At 38.0% G+C, this 18759-nt stretch carries 19 protein-coding genes; 5 read left to right on the forward strand and 14 right to left on the reverse strand.

All coding sequences use genetic code 11. The annotated features are described in order from the left end of the window. Positions 1–34: 34 nt before the first annotated feature. The gene (gene deoD / locus LLS04_RS01480; RefSeq protein WP_323611533.1) at positions 35–754 is read right to left on the reverse strand and encodes a purine-nucleoside phosphorylase; all 720 of its coding nucleotides are present in this window, start codon (positions 752–754) and stop codon (positions 35–37) included. 222 nt (positions 755–976) lie between these two features. Here deoD and LLS04_RS01485 point away from each other — a divergent pair, with 222 nt between their 5' ends. Next, on the forward strand, positions 977–1699 hold the full coding sequence (locus tag LLS04_RS01485; protein WP_323611534.1) for a TetR/AcrR family transcriptional regulator: 723 nt from the start codon (positions 977–979) through the stop codon (positions 1697–1699). A gap of 20 nt (positions 1700–1719) precedes the next feature. Here the strand turns inward: LLS04_RS01485 and dcuC are convergent, their stop codons facing one another. The 5 genes from dcuC to LLS04_RS01510 all read right to left on the reverse strand — a co-directional run bounded on the left by dcuC (position 1720) and on the right by LLS04_RS01510 (position 6492). Next, complete coding sequence (gene dcuC, locus LLS04_RS01490) at positions 1720–3099, reverse strand: C4-dicarboxylate transporter DcuC (protein WP_323611535.1); 1380 nt, start codon at positions 3097–3099, stop codon at positions 1720–1722. 20 nt (positions 3100–3119) lie between these two features. After that, entirely contained in the window at positions 3120–4049 is a 930-nt protein-coding gene (gene rihC, locus LLS04_RS01495; RefSeq protein ID WP_323611536.1) for a ribonucleoside hydrolase RihC, read from the reverse strand. Further along, a complete protein-coding gene (locus tag LLS04_RS01500) occupies positions 4042–4968 on the reverse strand; it encodes a ribokinase (RefSeq protein WP_323611539.1) in 927 nt (308 codons plus the stop codon). Before LLS04_RS01500 ends, rihC begins: the two co-directional genes overlap by 8 nt. Then, positions 4958–5383, reverse strand: coding sequence for a GNAT family N-acetyltransferase (locus LLS04_RS01505; RefSeq protein WP_323611542.1), 426 nt, complete (start codon positions 5381–5383; stop codon positions 4958–4960). Before LLS04_RS01505 ends, LLS04_RS01500 begins: the two co-directional genes overlap by 11 nt. 119 nt (positions 5384–5502) lie before the next feature. After that, positions 5503–6492: a LacI family DNA-binding transcriptional regulator gene (locus tag LLS04_RS01510; protein WP_323611543.1), complete on the reverse strand. Its 990-nt coding sequence runs from the start codon at positions 6490–6492 to the stop codon at positions 5503–5505. 193 nt (positions 6493–6685) lie between these two features. On the opposite strand from LLS04_RS01510, the gene LLS04_RS01515 reads away from it, so the two are divergent. Next, positions 6686–7042, forward strand: coding sequence for a carboxymuconolactone decarboxylase family protein (locus tag LLS04_RS01515; RefSeq protein ID WP_003774883.1), 357 nt, complete (start codon positions 6686–6688; stop codon positions 7040–7042). Between the two features lie 75 nt (positions 7043–7117). Here LLS04_RS01515 and adhE read toward each other — a convergent pair whose 3' ends face one another. The 4 genes from adhE to LLS04_RS01535 form a co-directional block, all read right to left on the reverse strand. Next, entirely contained in the window at positions 7118–9757 is a 2640-nt protein-coding gene (adhE, locus tag LLS04_RS01520) for a bifunctional acetaldehyde-CoA/alcohol dehydrogenase (RefSeq protein WP_323611544.1), read from the reverse strand. Positions 9758–9921: 164 nt separating this feature from the next. After that, a complete protein-coding gene (locus LLS04_RS01525; RefSeq protein WP_323611546.1) occupies positions 9922–10305 on the reverse strand; it encodes a zinc ribbon domain-containing protein in 384 nt (127 codons plus the stop codon). After that, positions 10302–11147: an aldose 1-epimerase family protein gene (locus LLS04_RS01530; RefSeq protein ID WP_323611547.1), complete on the reverse strand. Its 846-nt coding sequence runs from the start codon at positions 11145–11147 to the stop codon at positions 10302–10304. The genes LLS04_RS01525 and LLS04_RS01530 overlap by 4 nt, the downstream gene beginning before the upstream one ends. Positions 11148–11258: 111 nt before the next feature. Further along, a complete protein-coding gene (locus LLS04_RS01535; protein ID WP_323611549.1) occupies positions 11259–11666 on the reverse strand; it encodes an OsmC family protein in 408 nt (135 codons plus the stop codon). A gap of 179 nt (positions 11667–11845) precedes the next feature. On the opposite strand from LLS04_RS01535, the gene LLS04_RS01540 reads away from it, so the two are divergent. Genes LLS04_RS01540 through LLS04_RS01550 form a run of 3 tightly spaced genes read left to right on the forward strand, consistent with a single transcriptional unit; the run spans position 11846 to position 14034 of the window. Next, positions 11846–12577, forward strand: a complete 732-nt coding sequence (locus tag LLS04_RS01540) for a methionine ABC transporter ATP-binding protein (RefSeq protein ID WP_323612129.1) — start codon at positions 11846–11848, stop codon at positions 12575–12577. Then, on the forward strand, positions 12574–13236 hold the full coding sequence (locus LLS04_RS01545; RefSeq protein WP_003774871.1) for a methionine ABC transporter permease: 663 nt from the start codon (positions 12574–12576) through the stop codon (positions 13234–13236). Before LLS04_RS01540 ends, LLS04_RS01545 begins: the two co-directional genes overlap by 4 nt. Before the next feature lie 9 nt (positions 13237–13245). Continuing rightward, positions 13246–14034 (forward strand): MetQ/NlpA family ABC transporter substrate-binding protein, encoded by a 789-nt coding sequence (locus LLS04_RS01550; RefSeq protein WP_323611550.1) that lies wholly within the window; start codon positions 13246–13248, stop codon positions 14032–14034. Positions 14035–14102: 68 nt separating this feature from the next. Here the strand turns inward: LLS04_RS01550 and asnA are convergent, their stop codons facing one another. The 4 genes from asnA to LLS04_RS01570 form a co-directional block, all read right to left on the reverse strand. Continuing rightward, on the reverse strand, positions 14103–15107 hold the full coding sequence (gene asnA / locus LLS04_RS01555) for an aspartate--ammonia ligase (protein ID WP_013853277.1): 1005 nt from the start codon (positions 15105–15107) through the stop codon (positions 14103–14105). Between the two features lie 85 nt (positions 15108–15192). Next, a complete protein-coding gene (locus LLS04_RS01560; RefSeq protein WP_323611551.1) occupies positions 15193–16332 on the reverse strand; it encodes a YibE/F family protein in 1140 nt (379 codons plus the stop codon). Further along, the gene (locus LLS04_RS01565) at positions 16332–17735 is read right to left on the reverse strand and encodes a murein hydrolase activator EnvC family protein (protein WP_323611552.1); all 1404 of its coding nucleotides are present in this window, start codon (positions 17733–17735) and stop codon (positions 16332–16334) included. Before LLS04_RS01565 ends, LLS04_RS01560 begins: the two co-directional genes overlap by 1 nt. Then, complete coding sequence (locus tag LLS04_RS01570; protein ID WP_323611553.1) at positions 17735–18661, reverse strand: metal ABC transporter solute-binding protein, Zn/Mn family; 927 nt, start codon at positions 18659–18661, stop codon at positions 17735–17737. The genes LLS04_RS01565 and LLS04_RS01570 overlap by 1 nt, the downstream gene beginning before the upstream one ends. Between the last annotated feature and the right edge of the window lie 98 nt (positions 18662–18759).

The following is an 18759-nucleotide window of genomic DNA, read 5'->3' on the forward strand; positions in this document are numbered from 1 at the left end:
AAAAACTCACCGATCATCGATGAGTTTCATTTTTTTAGAATTTTAAAGAAATTGCTGCATCCAACGCAATCTTCATCATATTTGTGAATGAGAGTTGACGTTCCTCAGCTGAAGTTACTTCTTGTGTTACAAATGAATCTGAAATTGTTAGAAGACATGCTGCATGTTTGTTTAATTTCTTAGCATTTGCGAAGAGTGCAAATGATTCCATCTCAACACATGTGACACCATGATTCTTTGCAAGTTCTTGCCATGTAACACCGGAGTCGCGATAAAAGACATCACTTGAATGAATGCGTCCCTCTTGCATAGGAATCTCTAATTTTTGTGCAGAAGCACGTAATTGATCATTTAACAAAGTACTTGGTTCAAGAACATCTTCTTCATATCCAAATCCAACCTTCGCAAATGAAGATTCACTATATGCACTATCTGAAAGAATTACATCATAAACATCAAGTCCTTCAACATAAGATCCTGCTGAACCAATACGAATAATTGCTTCAACATCAAATTGTGAATAAAGTTCATAAGAATAAATTCCAATACTTGGTTGTCCCATTCCTGAACCCATTACTGATACTTCAACGCCTTCATAGGTTCCTGTATATCCAAACATATTACGTACATCGTTAAATTGTTTCACATCTTTCAAAAATGTTTCCGCAATAAACTTTGCACGAAGTGGATCTCCAGGCATTAATACAACCTTAGCGATTTGCCCTTTTTCAGCATTAATATGTGGTGTAGCCATAAATATAAATTCCTCCCATTAATTTCTTTAATTATAGCATAGCCTTGAAAGAGATTCATTACCTTTGGTGTAAAGAACGAAAATGCACATAATTCACCAACTTAGCTATAAATACCCTAAATATCGATAAACATTATAAAAAAGCACCAAAAAAACCGGAAACCCACTGTGATTTATTTGTATATGTTATATAATTCACATAGTGAGGAGGTTGTCATGACAATGAGCCATAAAAAATTAAAAAAACAACGAACCATGCTCTATTTTATGCAGGCAGCCAAAGAAATTGTAAATACCGAAGGCATGCAAGCAATTACCATCCGAAAAGTCGCAGACATTGCCGGATACAACAGTGCTACCCTCTATAATTACTTTGAAAATCTTGACCAACTTATTGCCTTCGCAATGATCCATACCATCACCGATTACCTCAGTGACCTTGAAACCATAATCAACTTAGAGCTAAATGCACTTGATAAGTATTTATTAATGTGGCGATGTTATTCCGACTGGTCTTTTAAAGATCCTGAAATCTACACATACGTATTCGATTCTGATAAATCTGATGAAATTCTAAGTCATATGGATGCTTACAACGCAACGTTCCCAATGCATAAAAGCAAACCCGCAAAACATATCAGTGATCTTGTCTTAGGACAAGGGATGAAACGACGTAATCAACTTTCAATTGATCCTTGTGTTGCAGCAGGATATTTTAAAGCCGATGATGTTTCAACGATTGTGAATTTTGCTTATATTATGCATCAAGGGATTATCCGTCGTATTCTCAAAGGATCCTATACAAACGATAAAGACCATGTTGAAGAATTTCTCAATTATTTTGTATCCTTTCTTCGAGGGTACGATCAAACAGACAGTTTAACAGACAAAACCGTCAGGATGATTTTAGACTTTGACATTCATAAAAAAACACATCAACCCTAAGCGGTGATGTGTTTTTTTTTTTAGAATATAATCATCGAAAGTACAAACATAAAGACCGTACCAACAATCATTGGAACGGATGTACGTTTCACAATATCAAACGGTTCTTCTTTTGTAGTTCCTGCAACAATCATCACAACGGCAGATACCGGAGAGACAGCACGCAGTAAGTTTCCTGCAAGTCCCATTGGCACAGTTACCGCAAATGGACTAATGCCCGCTGCTGCTGCAAGTGGAACCATAAGCGGTACCATTGCATAGAAGAGTGCCATTCCACTACCACTTAAAAGCACAATCAGTGCTGTAAAGAGTGCAAGAATCAGTGGTAAGACAAAGCCTGAAGCTTGAGTTGTTTGCATTACCGTTTGAAGTTGGGTAATTAAACCAATCGCTTTAAGACCGTTCACAAAGGTTGAAGCAGCAACAAGTAATACAACAATCCCCATTGCATTTCCCATACCTTTAAAGAAAGATTCCGTAGCGGTTAATACCTTATTACCATCACGATGACGTATCAGTTCGCACGCAATCGCAATGATAAAGGACATCATCGATACCACTTCAACAGATAAGTTCAAACTTGATCCTGTTATCGCATTAATCGCAAAAACAACAAGTAAGATTAAGATTGGTAACAAGGGTAGTAATGTGTAGACAAATTTGTAAAGACCACTACCTTCAATTTGTTTGGGTGCTTCTACATTCAAAACAACCTTTTCTTCACCACTTGCAATAAGTTTTTTATCACAGTATTTTTGCCAGAATGTATGTGCAAGTGCCATCACAAGAAGTGTTGGTACCGAAACAATTGCATGATGTTGGAAGACATAGTCTGCAACAGGCATTCCAAGTTCCGCAGCGATCGCAACGTTATCTGCACCTAATGGTGTTGGCATAACCGTTGCCGTTGTCGCAATAATTGCGGCTGCGGTTAATGTCGACATACCCGATTCTTTTAAAACTGGATACAAGGTTGCAAGCAAAATAATGGATAAATTGGATGCACTTGGAATTACAAGGGATAACAAGTTCCCGAGTAAGAATACAATCGGAACCAAAACGTATGCTGATTTAATGCCTTTGAGGGGTTTTGTGAGTGTATTAACCGTTACCTCATTTGCACCAATCGCATTCATATAAGCCGTATAACCACCCAATACAAGAATCACAAACCCAGAACTTGGGAGTGTTTTCTTAAATTGATCAATAATCGCAAGTAGTGGATCAACTAAGATATGAACCGGTTCTTCAATGACCGCATTCCCCATCATAATCGCAACCATCATCAGTAAAATACCAACACCAAATAACGTAATCTTAATATCTAGTTTTTTAAGAAGCATTACAACCACGATTGCGACCGCAATCAAGCCAGCTCCATACATAACAATTGGACTCATAACCTTCATTCTCCTTTATATTAGTTTTTCGTTTGACACTTTTGAATTGATTCGAGGAACCATGTTTTAAACATATCCGCATCAATATCAGTCGTAACTTTCGCATTTGCGGGCTGACCACAATATCCTTTCAGGTCTACCACGGTAGCACCTGATGTATATTCCCCTTGGGTCTCAATACCTACAAATGTCTCCACAACTTCAAACATTTCTGGTTTAAGTAAGTATGCAATCGCACAACTGTCATACATCTTTAAACCAACCTTAAAGCTTCCGCCTCGATAGGTTTTAAATAAGTGATAAAACATATTCCCAACAGGATTCATGTCTTTAATCAATGCAGAATCTTCAGGATAAACAAGGGCTTTAAGACCTACATCAAGACCTACCATCACAATATTTAAACTACTTTCAAAGACAATCTTCGCAGCTTCTGGGTCTACTTTAATATTAAATTCAGAATAGACACCTGCATTACCTCGACCGACACTACCTCCCATTAATACCACTTCATCAATGCGTTCGATGACTTCCGGATATTCTCGAATTAATAAGGCAATATTGGTTAACGGACCAATTGGAACGAGTGTAATTTTCTCCGCACTGTTCATAATGACCTCATGCATTGCCTCCACCGCATTTTTATCGAGAAGTAGGCTTTGATCTTCCTCAGGGAAATCATAACCATCCATCCCTGTTTTACCGTGGACACCACTTGCATCAATCGGTTCTCTTAGTAAGGGACGGGATGCTCCCATAGCTACTGGAATTTTTTTACCGTAAAAAGGCAACAACTTTAATGTGTTTTTTGTAACCTTCTCAATACTTACATTACCTGCAACTGTTGTAATCAACTGAACATCCAGTTCTTCTGAAAATAAAGCGATTGCCAGTGCAACAGCATCATCAATGCCTGGATCTGTATCAATAATAATTTTTCGTCTACTCATGATTTCCTCCTTGGTTCATAAAATCCGTTAACGCTTCAAGTGTGGGAAGCGCCTCTTGAGCACCCTGTTTTGTACATGCAAGAGCACCTGCAGCACTTGCATAAGTTAATGCTTTTTGAAGATTCCATTGTTTACTAAGACCGTATAGGAACGTTCCAATATAAGCATCACCTGCTCCCGTTGTATCCACCACATCCACTGCATAAGATGGGATGATATCAACGTGATCTTTAGAAATACAGATACTTCCAGAGCCACCTAAGGTAAAGACAACCGTCTTAACTCCTCGTTCAAATAAGGTGGTGGCAGCACGCTTACAATCCTCAAGATCATGTGGGAAGATTTCTGTCAAAATTTCACTCTCTGATTGATTTACCACAAGATAATCAATTAAGGGATAGAAATCTTCATTCATCACAACCGCAGGGGCTGGATTCACCACCGTTGTCATTCCCAAGGTTTTTGCTTGTTTGAGACCTTCGTAAACAGCATAGAGTGGAACTTCAAATTGGGTTAAAAAGAAATCCTGGTTTGTTCCCTGTAGGGATTCGTGGATGCGTGGAACACTAATATTCGCATTAGCACCTTGATTGATGATAATACGATTATCGTGATCTGTTTTTAAAATCATCGCAACCCCTGTATGGTCATCATCACTGAGAAGAACATGGTTTGTATTAACCCCAAAATTATTTAAAGCATTTAAAGCAAGTTGACCATGATAATCCCGTCCAACACTTCCAATGAGAAATGTAGGGGCACCAAGATTTGCACATGCTGCTGCTTGATTACCACCCTTACCACCAATTGCTTCAAAATAATCATAGCCTGCAATCGTTTCACCTTGTTGAGGCATACGATTTGCGGAAATCATCAAATCCACATTAATACTTCCAAGTACATAAATCTTACTGCTCATAAAATAACACCATCCCACTTCCTAGTTCTTCAGTCGGTCTTGTGATAAAACCATACTGAACATAAAACGATTCAACACCTGGCGTTGCCATGAGACCTACATAAGCACCTTGACAGGCAACCCGTGCGAGATACTTAAAGATTGATTGCATCAGTAAATCGCCACAGCCTTGATGTTGATATTGCGGATGTACGATGACATCCTTGAGAAAGAACACAATCCTTCCATCACCGACCAGTCGGGCAATGGCAACCGCTTGGTCACCATCAAACACCACAACATCGTATAAATCATGATCAAGCGCAATTCGAATATCCTCTAAAGCATATGCTTTAAATTTACAGACTGAATGCATCGCTTGATAAAGCTCCGGAGTAAGCACGTTCTCTTTAATTTCAAATACTTGTTTCTTCATGATTAAGCGCTTAACCTCCTTGTAATTCTAGTTTACACCGCTTTGTAACCGCTGTCAATAGTTTTAGATTAAGCGTTTAACCTAAAATCAATAAAAAAACATGAACCAATTGTTCATGCTTATTTAACAAGTTCCGGTTTTAATACAGTATCTTCTTGGTAGCTTTGATCTTCAATTTGTTTAAGCAGTTGTTTGCATGCATGCATCGCTAAAACGGAAAGGTCTTGAGAGACAGAAGTTAACGGAATCCCAAACATCTCTGATTGTTTTAAATTATCATACCCCACAACTTTAAGGGTTTTCTGAGTAAGCCCTGCTTCATCCATCGCCTTAAGCAATCCGTAAGCCATGAGATCATTACATGCAAAAACCCCATCAATGTCTTTACGTGCTACAACATCCTTCCCAAAAACATACCCCGTCTCATAACGATAATCCCCTTCATAACGGTTTTCTTTCGCTATAGAATGTCCCGATTCTTTTAAAGCACGTAGATGTCCTTCATAACGTTGTCGTCCCCCATAAGTAAGCAAAGATCCGGTAAAACATGCAATGTGTTTACAACCCTGTTCAATAAGGTATTGTGTCGCGAGATATCCACCATATTCATTATCATAGGAAACTTGATTTGTTTGAATGTTTTCAAAAATGCGGTCTACCAACACAAAAGGAACACCAATCGAATCCAATTCCTGCTGTACATCCGCATTCACACGGTATGCATCCAAAGCAGGACAGAGAATTAACCCATCAACTTGCCGATCTTTAAGTTCTTTAATAAGCGTGCGATCATTTTCCACATGATCATCACTGTTGACCATAAAAACGAGATATCCTTCTTTACGGAGTAAGTCTTCGACATGTTTCGAAAACGATGAAAAATAAGGGTTCTCAATATCTGGAATAATTAAGCCGATTGTTTGCGTTTTATTGGTAGAGAGACTACGAGCAACATAATTTGGTCGGTAATTTAGCTCTTTCGCGATTCGCTTAATCTCCGTTTTCTTAGCTTCTGAAATCCGTGAGGGCGCGTCATTTAATACTAAAGAAACGGATGCTTCTGAAACATGGGCTAACTTCGCAATATCTTTAAGTCTAACTTTTTTCATATTCCCCCTCCATTCTTACTTCTATTGTAACTGATATTTTATTCATGTGAAGAACCTTTTACACAATTGATTCAGCAGCCACCGTTTTCCATAAGTTTAACAAATATCGGTAATTCAAAAAAAGTATGGATAAAACAATTGAAGATATTTCTTTTTGTGTTAGCATGGACATATACATACAGGAGGAACGATCATGGCACAATATGATGTTAGAGAAATGTATAAAGCTTTTACAGGTGGTTTAACTGAATTATCACGTACACAACGCGAGGGTGTTGGTGCGTTTATGAATCTTTTAGGAAAAAGTTATGCTCCCGGAGCATTGGACCCTAAAACGAAAGAATTAATCAGTGTTGGGATTGCGGTATATAACCGTTGCGAATACTGCATTGTTTACCATACACATGAAGCATTAAAACATGGTGCAACACGTCCAGAAATTGAAGAAGCTGCACTAGTTTCTGTTGCATTTGGTGGTGGTCCAAGCATGGCATATACGGTAACACTACTTAAAGAAAGCCTTGACGAATTCGAAAAAGATTTTAAATAATTAAAGAAAAGCCCGCATCTGCTGATGTGGGCTTTTTCTTTGCACCGGTAGAGCGATGCTTTTTAAATCATTATATTATTTTTTTGATTTTGTAGGAATTTTTCCTGCAGGATAGTAAGCATGTTCAATAATTTCTTTCATATCCTTAACAAGTGGAAGACGTGGGTTACATGGTGAACATTGGTCTTCGTATGCAAGATAAGCAATGGTTTCTGTTTCAGCCATAAATGCTTTTTCATTTACACCTTGTTCTTGGAAACTCATCTTAATACCACAACGAACTGCTAAGTCATGACATGCTTGAGCATAACTTTCAACACCTTCTTCAGTTGTGCTTGCAGGTAATCCGAGGATACGTGCTAATTCAGCATAACGTTCATGTGCACGGTATACATTGTATTTTGGCCATAATGAAGGTTTTTCTGGATGTGTACCATTATAACGTACAACATATGGTAAGAGAATTGCATTAATACGTCCATGAGGCATTTCGTGGAATTTACCACCAATTTTATGCGCTAATGAGTGACTCATACCTAAGAATGCATTCGCAAATGCCATCCCTGCAAGAGTTGAAGCATTATGCATTTTTTCACGTGCATCTAAGTCGTTTTTACCGTTATATACTGCACGTTCAAGGTTTTCAAAGACCATTTTGATGGCTTGAATTGCAAGACCATCTGTATAGTCATTTGCAAAGTTTGAAACATATGCTTCTGTAGCATGTGTTAACACATCAAGACCTGTATCTGCAGTTACGGATGCAGGAAGGTTTGTTGTGAAGATTGGATCGACAATCGCAACAGTTGGAACAAGTGAGTAGTCAGCAAGTGGGTATTTCTTATTTGCATCTGTATCAGTGATAACTGCAAATGGTGTAACCTCACTACCGGTACCGGAAGTTGTTGGGATACATACAAGTTGTGCTTTTTCGCCCAAGTCTGGGTAACGGAATGCACGTTTACGGATATCCACAAATTTTTGTTTTAAATCATTAAAGTCTACATCTGGATGTTCATAGAAGATCCACATACCTTTAGCGGCATCCATTGGTGAACCACCACCTAAAGCAATAATTGTATCAGGTTGGAATGATTTCATCATTTCATAACCACGTTTAACAGTGTTTAATGATGGATCTGGCTCAACATCGCAGAATAATTGAATTTGAACTTTGTTACGACGTTTATTAAGTTGTTCAACAATTAAGTTGTAGTAACCTAAATCAACCATTGCGCGGTCTGTTACAACGAATACACGTTCAACATCACGCATTGATTTTAAATATTGAATTGAGTTTCTTTCGAAATAAATTTTTGATGGTACTTTGAACCATTGCATATTGTTATTACGTCTCCCAATCTTTTTAATATTCAAGAGGTGAACAGCACTTACGTTATCGCCTACTGAGTTATGTCCATATGAACCACAACCAAGTGTTAATGAAGGAATAAAGTCATTATAGATGTTACCAATTCCTCCAAAGGTTGATGGTGAGTTCCAGATAATACGAATTGCAGGAACAGTTTCTCCAAATTTTTCGGAAAGTTCTTTTGATTTTGTATGGATTGCTGCTGAGTGACCCAATCCATCAAATTCAACCATTTGACGTGCTAAGCTAATTCCTTCGTCGCTGTCTTTTGATTTTAAGACTGCAAGAACAGGTGATAGTTTTTCACGTGTTAGAACTTCATTTGGGCCTACTTCTTTACATTCTGCTGCTAAGATTACTGTATTTGAAGGTACTTTAATCCCTGCTTGTTCAGCAATCCATGTTGCATCTTTACCTACAACATTTGGATTTAATTTTGCTTCAAGGACATTTGCATCGCCACTGGAAACACCAAACATAAATTTCTCAACTTTTTTCTTATCTACAGCTGAGAGGAAGTGCATACCGTATTTTTTGAATTTTTCAATTGCTTCATCATAAACGTCTGCATCAATAATAACTGCTTGTTCTGAAGCACAAATCATACCGTTATCAAATGATTTTGATAGGGCAATATCATTTACAGCTTGGGCAACATCTGCTGATTTTTCAATATATGCAGGAACGTTTCCGGCACCAACACCAAGTGCAGGTTTACCGCATGAGTAAGCAGCACGAACCATTGCATTACCACCGGTTGCAAGAATTGTCGCAACACCGTCGTGATTCATAAGTTCATCTGTTTTTTCTTTTGATCCGCGTTCTATCCATTGAACACAGTGTTCAGGAGCACCTGCAGCAACTGCAGCTTCATAAACAACCTTCGCAGCCGCAATACTACATTTTTGTGCAGATGGGTGGAATGAGAAAATAATTGGATTTCTTGTTTTTAATGAAATTAATGATTTAAAAATTGCAGTTGATGTTGGGTTTGTAACGGGTGTAATTCCACAAATAACCCCTACTGGATGCGCAATTTCGGTAATTCCTGTGATTTCATCATCACTGATAACGCCAACTGTTTTAAGGTGACGCATATGGTTAATAACATGTTCACATGCAAATAAGTTTTTGGTTGCCTTGTCTTCAAAACAGCCTCGTCCTGTTTCTTCAACAGCAAGTTGAGCTAAAACACCGTGTTGATCGAGTGCAGCAACACTTGCTTTCGCAACGATATAATCGACTTGTTCTTGATTTAAATCCATAAAACCTTTTAACGCTTTTTGAGCATTCGCAACGAGTTCATTGACTTCGTTGTCCAATTCTACTTTTTTAGTTGTCATGGTATGTGACCTCCCTTGTTATTTCTTTCACATACATATTGTATGTTGGATCAAAGGATGACTCAAACAAATCAACGTAAAAATGCGCAAATAAAAACTAAATTCGTGAAGAAGAAACAAGTTAAGCGTTTTCATTGTGAAAACTATCACGAATTTAGTAAGTTTTATGATTTTGCGTCAAATTTTGTTTTGCAGTTTGGACACGTTATTTCGATGTTTCCTTTTCTTCGGGGTACGCGAAGTCGCGTTTTACATGCCTCACATGTGAAATATTTGTACTTTGGCCATGACTTTATACGATCCCATTTCGCATTTACCTTACTTAAGAATGTAAGATAAGCTTGATTCTCTTGATATCTTTTTTGAATCTTACGCGAAAAGGTACGGTAATAGACATAAACTAAGAGTAAAAGCCAAACCCCTTGTAGCCAAACCTGGCGGGTAAAAATCCCAACAATCGCCACAACCACACCTAAATAAAGAAGATGTTGATTCAACTTATCCGTTCCATAACGGCCCTGCATCATTTGAATAAATTTTTGTTTCATTGAAACGTCACCGTATATTGATGGACAATGTCATCACCTTTCTGAAGACGCTTAATTGCAAGTTTTTCGCGAATATCACGATATCCACCGTATTCATCCGCAATACCAACCCAAGGTTCGATACATACAAAAGGTGCCATAACACCTTCCTTACAAGGACGCCATAGCGCTAAATAGTCAAAACCTTCATACCCTAGCGTAACAGATTCTTGGGTGTTCTTATTTATTAATATCACTTCTGAAGTATGATCATAGATTAAGGTTGTATCTTTGAAGTTTGCTTCATTCACCTCAAGACGATCCAATTGAACCGGAACCTTACCATCAATAAACCCTTCTTTAAGTCCGTATTGATGAACATTTTCAGCTTGTTTAAAGACAAACTCATAATCGCCTTCATCATCAAGCAGAAAAGCAGGATGTGCACCAATTGCATAAAACATTTCATTCTCATCTTTATTAAAGATATGCCACGTTACAGTGATGCGTTTTCCATCTAATTTATAAGCAATCTGCACTTTATGTTTAAATGGGTAAACGCCTAACATTGCATCATCACTGTGATACTCAAATACAAATTCATTTTCAGTATGACGGACCACTTCAAATTCTTGATCTCTTAAGAACCCATGTTGGGATAAATGATAGTCTTGGCCATCGATCGTATATTTTCCATTAAATACTTTTCCTACTATGGGGAAAAGGACTGGAGAAACACGTCCCCAAAATGCAGCATCACCGTTCCACATTAATTCTTTTTGTGTTTCTTTATTTAATGCGCGACGAAGTTCTGCACCTTTACAATCAAATTCTAAAAGTAACGATTCATTTTCTAATTTCATCTTATACCACCTTTTTACGTTTTGATTATATCATGACTTAATGCAAACAAAGCCTCATTCCCAAACTTTACACTAAATAACATAATACAAAAAAGCAGTCTTTAGGACTGCTTAGTATGATTCCACAAACACATCCACATGTTCGTTACCATGTATCAGTTTCGATACAGGACATCGTTCATGAGCTTGACGTACAAGGCGTTCACTTTCTTCAAGTGTAAAACCTTCGACGGCTAAGTAGGCATAGGCACTGAAGTGAAATCCTACTCCATTTGCCTCTTTATGAAGGTCTACTTCAACACGTACTCTTGAATTATGTTCGAGTTTTCTTGCTTTTAAAAGTGCTTGACTTGTGGCATTAAGACATGTTGCCCATGACATTGCAAGAAGTTGTTCTGGATTGGAACCTTCTTGTTGATCTAAAGGCGGTGTCATTATAAGTGCAAGCCCATCTTCAATTCGCGTTTGATTTGGCACAGTTGTTTCATTTATAGCCGTTGTTTTATAAATCGATGTCATGTTTATCATTCTCCTTTTTTTATTATTATACATGAGTCTGTATTTATGAGCCTCCAGAACGCTCATTTTGTTAGTAAAATCACGTTGTTCAATTGTGTTTTTTTGAGTATATTGAGTGAAAAAGATGAGTGGAGACTCTATAATAACGGTGGGTTAATGAGCTGGGAGGTTTTATTATTATTGAGTTTAAAAATGTTTCTAAACATTATCAAGGTAAAAACAAAACATTCAAGGCACTCGACAACGTTTCATTTGAAATCAATCAATCCGAAATTTTTGGAATTATTGGTGAAAGCGGAGCCGGTAAATCAACTGCATTGCGTTTAATCAATGGATTAGAACTGCCCGATGAGGGTGCGGTTTTCATTGATGGCACCGATTTAAAATCACTATCAAGTAACGCACTGCGTTCACTTCGTAAAGAGATTGGCGTCGTTTTCCAGAATTTCAATTTGTTGGGGAATCGTACAGTGTTTGATAACATTGCCTTGCCACTAAGACTTGCAAAGAATAAAGATTGTAATATGGTGTCTGAAGCACTTTGCTTTGTACACTTAGAATCAAAGATCCACCACTATCCTGCACAACTTAGTGGTGGTGAACGTCAGCGTGTCGCCATTGCGCGGGCACTGATTACAAAACCTAAGATTCTGGTTTGTGATGAACCATCTTCTGCCTTAGATCCTCATACTACCAAAGAAATTCTTGAGGTTTTAAAACAGATTAATCAACAATTCGGCACAACAATTGTGATTGTTACTCATGAATTAGAGGTTGCGAAGACGCTGTGTGATCGGGTTGCGATTTTGGATAATGGAACGCTTCATGAAGTGATTTCAGTAAATCGTCACGACGAAGATAATACAGCACGCTCTTACGCAATCCATGCAAAGGACTACTTATTACAATGATATCGATATACGCTGAATTTCATGCTGAGTTGCTTAAAGCACTGAGCGAAACCTTTATTCTTTTAGGATTTTCAATTCTTTCTGCACTTTTAGTTGGATTACCACTGGGCACACTTATCTACCTTACCCGCAAAGACGGGTATTACGAGAACCGATTTGTTTCGTTTATCTTAAATGGATATGTGGATGTGGTACGTTCGTTTCCGTTTTTATTGTTTATTGTGTTTATGATTCCAGTGACTCGATTCTTAATTGGGACTTCACTTGGAACTTATGCAGCCTCAGTACCCATGAGTTTTGTTGCAGCGGCGTTATATGCTCGATTTGTTGAACAAGCACTCCTTGAGGTTCCTCAAGGAATTATCGATAGTGCCCTTTCACTTGGAGCAACACCGTTTCAACTTGTTTTTAAATTTCTGTTTGTTGAAGCACGATCAGGACTTGTCCTCGGACTTACATCTTCCATTATTAGTTATGTAAACTACTCGACGGTGATGGGTGTTGTTGGCGGAGGCGGGATTGGGGACTTCGCAATGCGATATGGTTATCAGCGATTTGAGTGGCAAATCATGTATGCAACCATTCTCATTATGATTGTTCTTGTACTGATGATTCAATTTACAGGTAATAGAATCGCTAAACGAATTGATAAGCGATAAGGAGAAAAGATGATTAAAAAAGGACTTGTATTACTCACAGCAATGCTTATGCTTACCGCATGTGGCGCCAAAAAAAATCCAGATGACATGAAGTTAAAGGTTGCATCACACATGATGCCAATGACGGATGTTGTCGAAATTGCTAAAGAGGAATTGAAAAAAGACGGCTATGAACTTGAACTTGTATCCGTTTCAGACAATACCCAAGCTAATACTGCTCTTAATAATAAAGAAATCGATGCAAACTTCTTCCAACATGTTCCTTTTATGGAAATGTTCAACAAGAGTCAAAGTGGAACCCTTGTCGGCATTCAGCCAATCTATGACGCAATCGTAGGTTTCTACTCTAAAGATCTTAAAGACATTAAAGATCTTAAAGATGACGCTAAAATTGCAATTCCAAATGATGCAGTCAACCAAGCACGTGCCCTTCTAATCTTGCAAGATGCTGGACTCATTACATTAAAAGATGGCGTTAAATATGATGCAACGATCAAAGACGTAACAGATCATAAAAACTATCAGTTTATTGAAGTTGATCTCTTAACTTTAAATCAAGCATATGAAGAAGTTGATCTTGTATTCAACTATCCTACTTATATAAAACAAGTTGGACTTACACCAAGTGATGCCCTTATTTTAGAAAAATCAGACGGACACTATGCGATTTCATTAGTAGCTCGTGAAGATAATAAAGATGACGCTAAAATTCAAGCACTTAAAAAAGCAATGACCAGTGATGCTGTTCGTAAATTCTTAACAAAAGAACACAGCGCAACACTCTCACCAGCTTTCTAAAACAAAAAAACCTCTCAATTGGAACTGACCTAGTTCCATTTAAATCGAGAGGTTTTTTTTGTGTTGATTTATAAGAGTTCTATTTTACCCTTACATGTATCTAAAGTCTCATCATCCCAAAGACTTACTTGAACTTCACCAATATGTGCATTTCCTAATAACAACATACACATACGGCTTTGTCCGATCCCACCACCGATTGTCAGTGGTAGTTCATCGTCGACGATCATCTTATGGAAATCATACTTTAAGCGGTCTTCTTGCTTTGCCTCTTTAAGTTGATATAACATCGCATCACGATCAACACGAATTCCCATACTTGATAATTCAAGTGCAATCCCAAGCGGTTCATGCCAGAACAATAAATCTCCATTCAAAGACCAATCATCATAGTCAGGCGCGCGATTATCATGCGGTTTTCCACTCTTCAGTTTATCACCGATCTGAATGATAAACGTTGTATGATGTTCTCTAACAAATGTATTTTCACGTTCTTTAGAACTCAGGTTTGGATAAAGATCTTCTAATTCCTGACTTGTAATAAAGGCCACATTAGAGTCAATCATGACATCCACATCTTGATACTTCGTATGCAAGCGACTTGATGTCTCCACAATCGCATTCACGATACTTTGAACTGTATCCTTAAGATAGTCGAGGGTACGTTGTTCACGTGAAATCACACGTTCCCAATCCCATTGGTCCACGTAGATAGAGTGGATGTTGTCCAACTCTTCATCACGACGGATTGCGTTCATATCCGTATAAAGACCGTTTCCTTCTCTAAAATCATATTGATGTAATGCCATGCGTTTCCATTTTGCCAAGGAGTGTACTACTTCACCCTCTGCATCCAGTGAGGGAACGTCAAAACGAACAGGACGCTCCACACCATTTAAGTCATCATTTAAACCCGAATTTCGTGCCACGAACAAAGGCGCAGAAACCCGTTTTAGTTTTAAACTTCCTGTGAGCGCCTCTTCGAAGCAACGCTTAATAAAACCAATCGCAGTTTGTGTGTCATAAACACCAAGTCTGGACTGATACCCTTCTGGTACAATAGTTTTTTTCATATAAACACCCCTTATCATCTATTTGTACTGATGATAATTCTACCACACATAGATATGAAAAACTATGTTATACAACCATTTAGATTCACGTTTTTGTGATAGCTTTTTGACGTGATCGCTTTTGAATCCAACTCATAAAATATACGGTCAACGGAACGGCTGCCATCATACCGATGGAACCGACAAGAGCTTGGAGGACTTCAACCGAAAACCACAAACTATTAAGGATGTACGTACCACTTCGTTGATATAAATTCAAAAGAATTATGGATGGCAACGCGCCTCCTGTATACGCGAGCACTAATGTTGTGACCATTGTTGAAATCGCATCAATTCCTACGTTCATGCCCGCTTTCACTAAATCACGTCTAGGTAATGAAGCTTCGATTTCGATCATCTCGCACATTGATGAAGCAATCGACATTGAAATATCCATCATCGCGCCAAGGCCCCCGATTATCACAGATCCAAAAAGTATTTGATTTACATTGAAAGGCTGTTCGCGATTCATCATCGCAATATAGGAATATTCTTCTGAAGCCGCGCCTCGAATCTTCAAAAAAAAGACAATAAGCATCGCTGATACAATTGCGACCAGAACACCACCCAGTGTTCCCACAATCGAAGCCATTGTTTTCTTGGAAAATCCGGATAATGTGATAAATGACAAAAGTGTTATACACAAGGACACAATTAGTATCAAAAGATACATATTTTGTTGGGCTAAAATACCTGGTATAAAGACAGTTCCTACCACAAAAACCGTTGACGCAAACGAGATTAACGTTTTCAAGCCTTGTCTTCGAGCAATAAGGAGTAAGATGATACTAAATATCCCAATCACGACAAATACACGCATGCTGCGGGTTGGACCGTTGAGGGTGTACTGTACGCCCTCATCGTTGGTTGTTTGATTCAACAGAACGGAGTCACCTTTTTGTAACGGAAGAAGGGCTTGAGCCGTATTTTCACTCAAGGATTGTTCGATTGAGATTGTTTTATTGAGATAGGGAAAGGATTCAGAATATACGTCTAAAAATAATTTTGTCATTTTAGAAGTCTCATCTTTTTCGGTTCGTACTTTAGTCACTGTACCTTGATACAAAGCCTCCTGTTTACTCTCCACGGACTGTGCCATAACGGCATGATTTTGAAAGTAAACACTTAATAACGAACATACGATAATAATTAATAGGATGACGCCGTGGGATAGGTATTTTCGCATCAATATTCACCTCCGAGTGTGTATTGGTAGATCGTCATTGGATTTTCACGACAAGGTATACTTCGTCCATTAGTATCACAACGCATATTCCAGCCATTCCCCCAATAAGCACCACCAGTACCAAAGGTTACCGAACCATCCCATCGGTCATACGCAGCTTCAATTGAATCCTCACCAAGATAGTAAAGTTCATGATGTAAGTGCGGACCCATGGACAAACCCGAAGAGCCCATTTGAGCTAACACTATTCCCCCCGAAACGATATCACCAGGGGATACATTCATACTACCTTCTTTTAGATGCGCAAACATCGCGCCATAAACAATACCATTGGTCTTAAAAATCATGGTAATATAATTACCAAATCCCCCATTACAAGATCCATTTGGATAAGATCCATATGTGGGACAGCCCCCATTAACTGCAGTAATAAGTCCCGATCCCGGTGCCACTATATTGAGACCGATTGATCCTGTAACGGAAGCCAAGTCTACCCCCATATGACGGCCTCCCCAGGGATAGGTCCACGTTCCCGCCGATACCCAATACCCACTTTCAACCGGATGAATAAAGCCATTTGTTTCTTCTAAACTTGAAATACGACTTAACAATCGACTATCAAGGTCAATTTTTTCCTGGAGTTCGTCATATTGAAGTTCGAGCGCTTTATTCTTTTCCATTAAAGATGCAATCGTCTTTTTGACTTTTTCCATATATGTTTTCTTAATCGTTTCTTGTTCTTCAATGAGTTTATTCTTTTTTTCTAACTCACGTCGTTGATGGTTCAAGTGTTCTTTTTCTAAATCAAATACCTTCTTTGCTTGAATTAATTTATTAACGGTAATATCATTGCTTTCTTTGATACGTGCAATACCTTCGACACGGCGAATTAGGGAGACAAAATCTACGGCTGCAAAAACAAACTCTACAAGTGGATCTACATAAAGCTGTGATTGAGACGTCGCAATATTTTTCTTTACTTTTTCATTTAATACATCGATTTCTTTTTGATAGACATCGATATTGATTTGCGTTTGTTTAATGTCTTCGTTGATTGCGGTGATTGAAGCCTTTAATTCCCGAGCTGTTGTAGAGAGCGCGTTAATTTCTTCTTGATACACCCGTATCGTTTCTTGTTGATTTTCAATTGATGTACTAATATCGTCTTTTTGTTTTTCGATATTTTTTAGACGGGTTTGCGAATCACTTATTTTTTGATTTATATACTCTGTAAATTGACTGCATAAAGTTTCATGGTCACGTGATGCCTGACCTGAGCATAAGTCATGAAAATATGCTTCATCCTTTTTAAAGTCATTTTCAGATAGTGCATGAATGGTCGAGGTTGAAAAAAAGAGTGAAAGCACTATGAGTATACTTACACTCTTTCGTTTATTAATCATTAGAGCGACAAGCCCTCAACGAGACTTTCTAAGTTTTCATTCATGACTTTAAAATAATCGTTTCCGTTTTCTAAATCTTGCTTTGATAAACTCTCAAGTGTATTGAGCTTCAAGATTTTTACACCTGTTTCTTTGGATATCGTTTGGAGTAATTTATCATTACTGAGTGATTCCATATAAATAGCCTTAATGTTTTGACTCTTTATATACTGGATGGATTCATCAACTTGTTTTGCAGTTGGCTCACTACTTAAGAGACTTCCTGCGATTGCAACTTGTTCGATACCATAAGGTTCAAGCATATATCCATAGGCAGTATGATCGACGACAACTTCTTTATTTTTCACATTTCGTAACTTATTCTCAAAATCATTACTCAATGATTCAAATTCCGCACCAAAGCGTTTAAAGTTTTCTTCATAATAATCTTTGTTTTCGGGATCTACTTCCACAAAAGCATCTTTAATATTTTTCATTTGTTGATACGCATTCATCGGATTCATCCAAATATGTGGATCATATTCTCCGTGATGATGTTCCTCATGATCGTGATCGTCATGGTCATGGTCATGATCATGGCCCTCATGAAGGGTAACACCTTGGCTTGTATCCACAATCTTTAATTTATCATTTTTTACACTTTGTAATGTTTTGGGAGCCCATGCCTCAAAACCTGCTCCATTAATGATAAAAACATCAGATTCTTGAATGCGAATAATGTCATTTGCACTGGGTTCATAACCATGTGCTTCCCCACCTTCAATGATATTTTCAACAGATACTTTGTCCCCTCCGACTTTTTGCGCAAAATCATAGAGTGGATAAAAACTTGTCATTACCTTTAATTTTCCAGATTCATCTTTTTTTTGTGACTGACACCCTGCAAGCATCATCAAGACTAATAACATTAAACCTAATTTTTTCATTTTAAATCCTCACCTTCGTGCCCTTGCAATTCCTAAATATGAATGATTTAGGTGTTACCCTAAATTCACATTAGTTCGTTTAAATGCGAAACGTTTGC

This window comes from Erysipelothrix enhydrae (assembly GCF_035066605.1).
Classification (GTDB): Bacteria; Bacillota_I; Bacilli_A; order Erysipelotrichales; family Erysipelotrichaceae; genus Erysipelothrix; species Erysipelothrix amsterdamensis.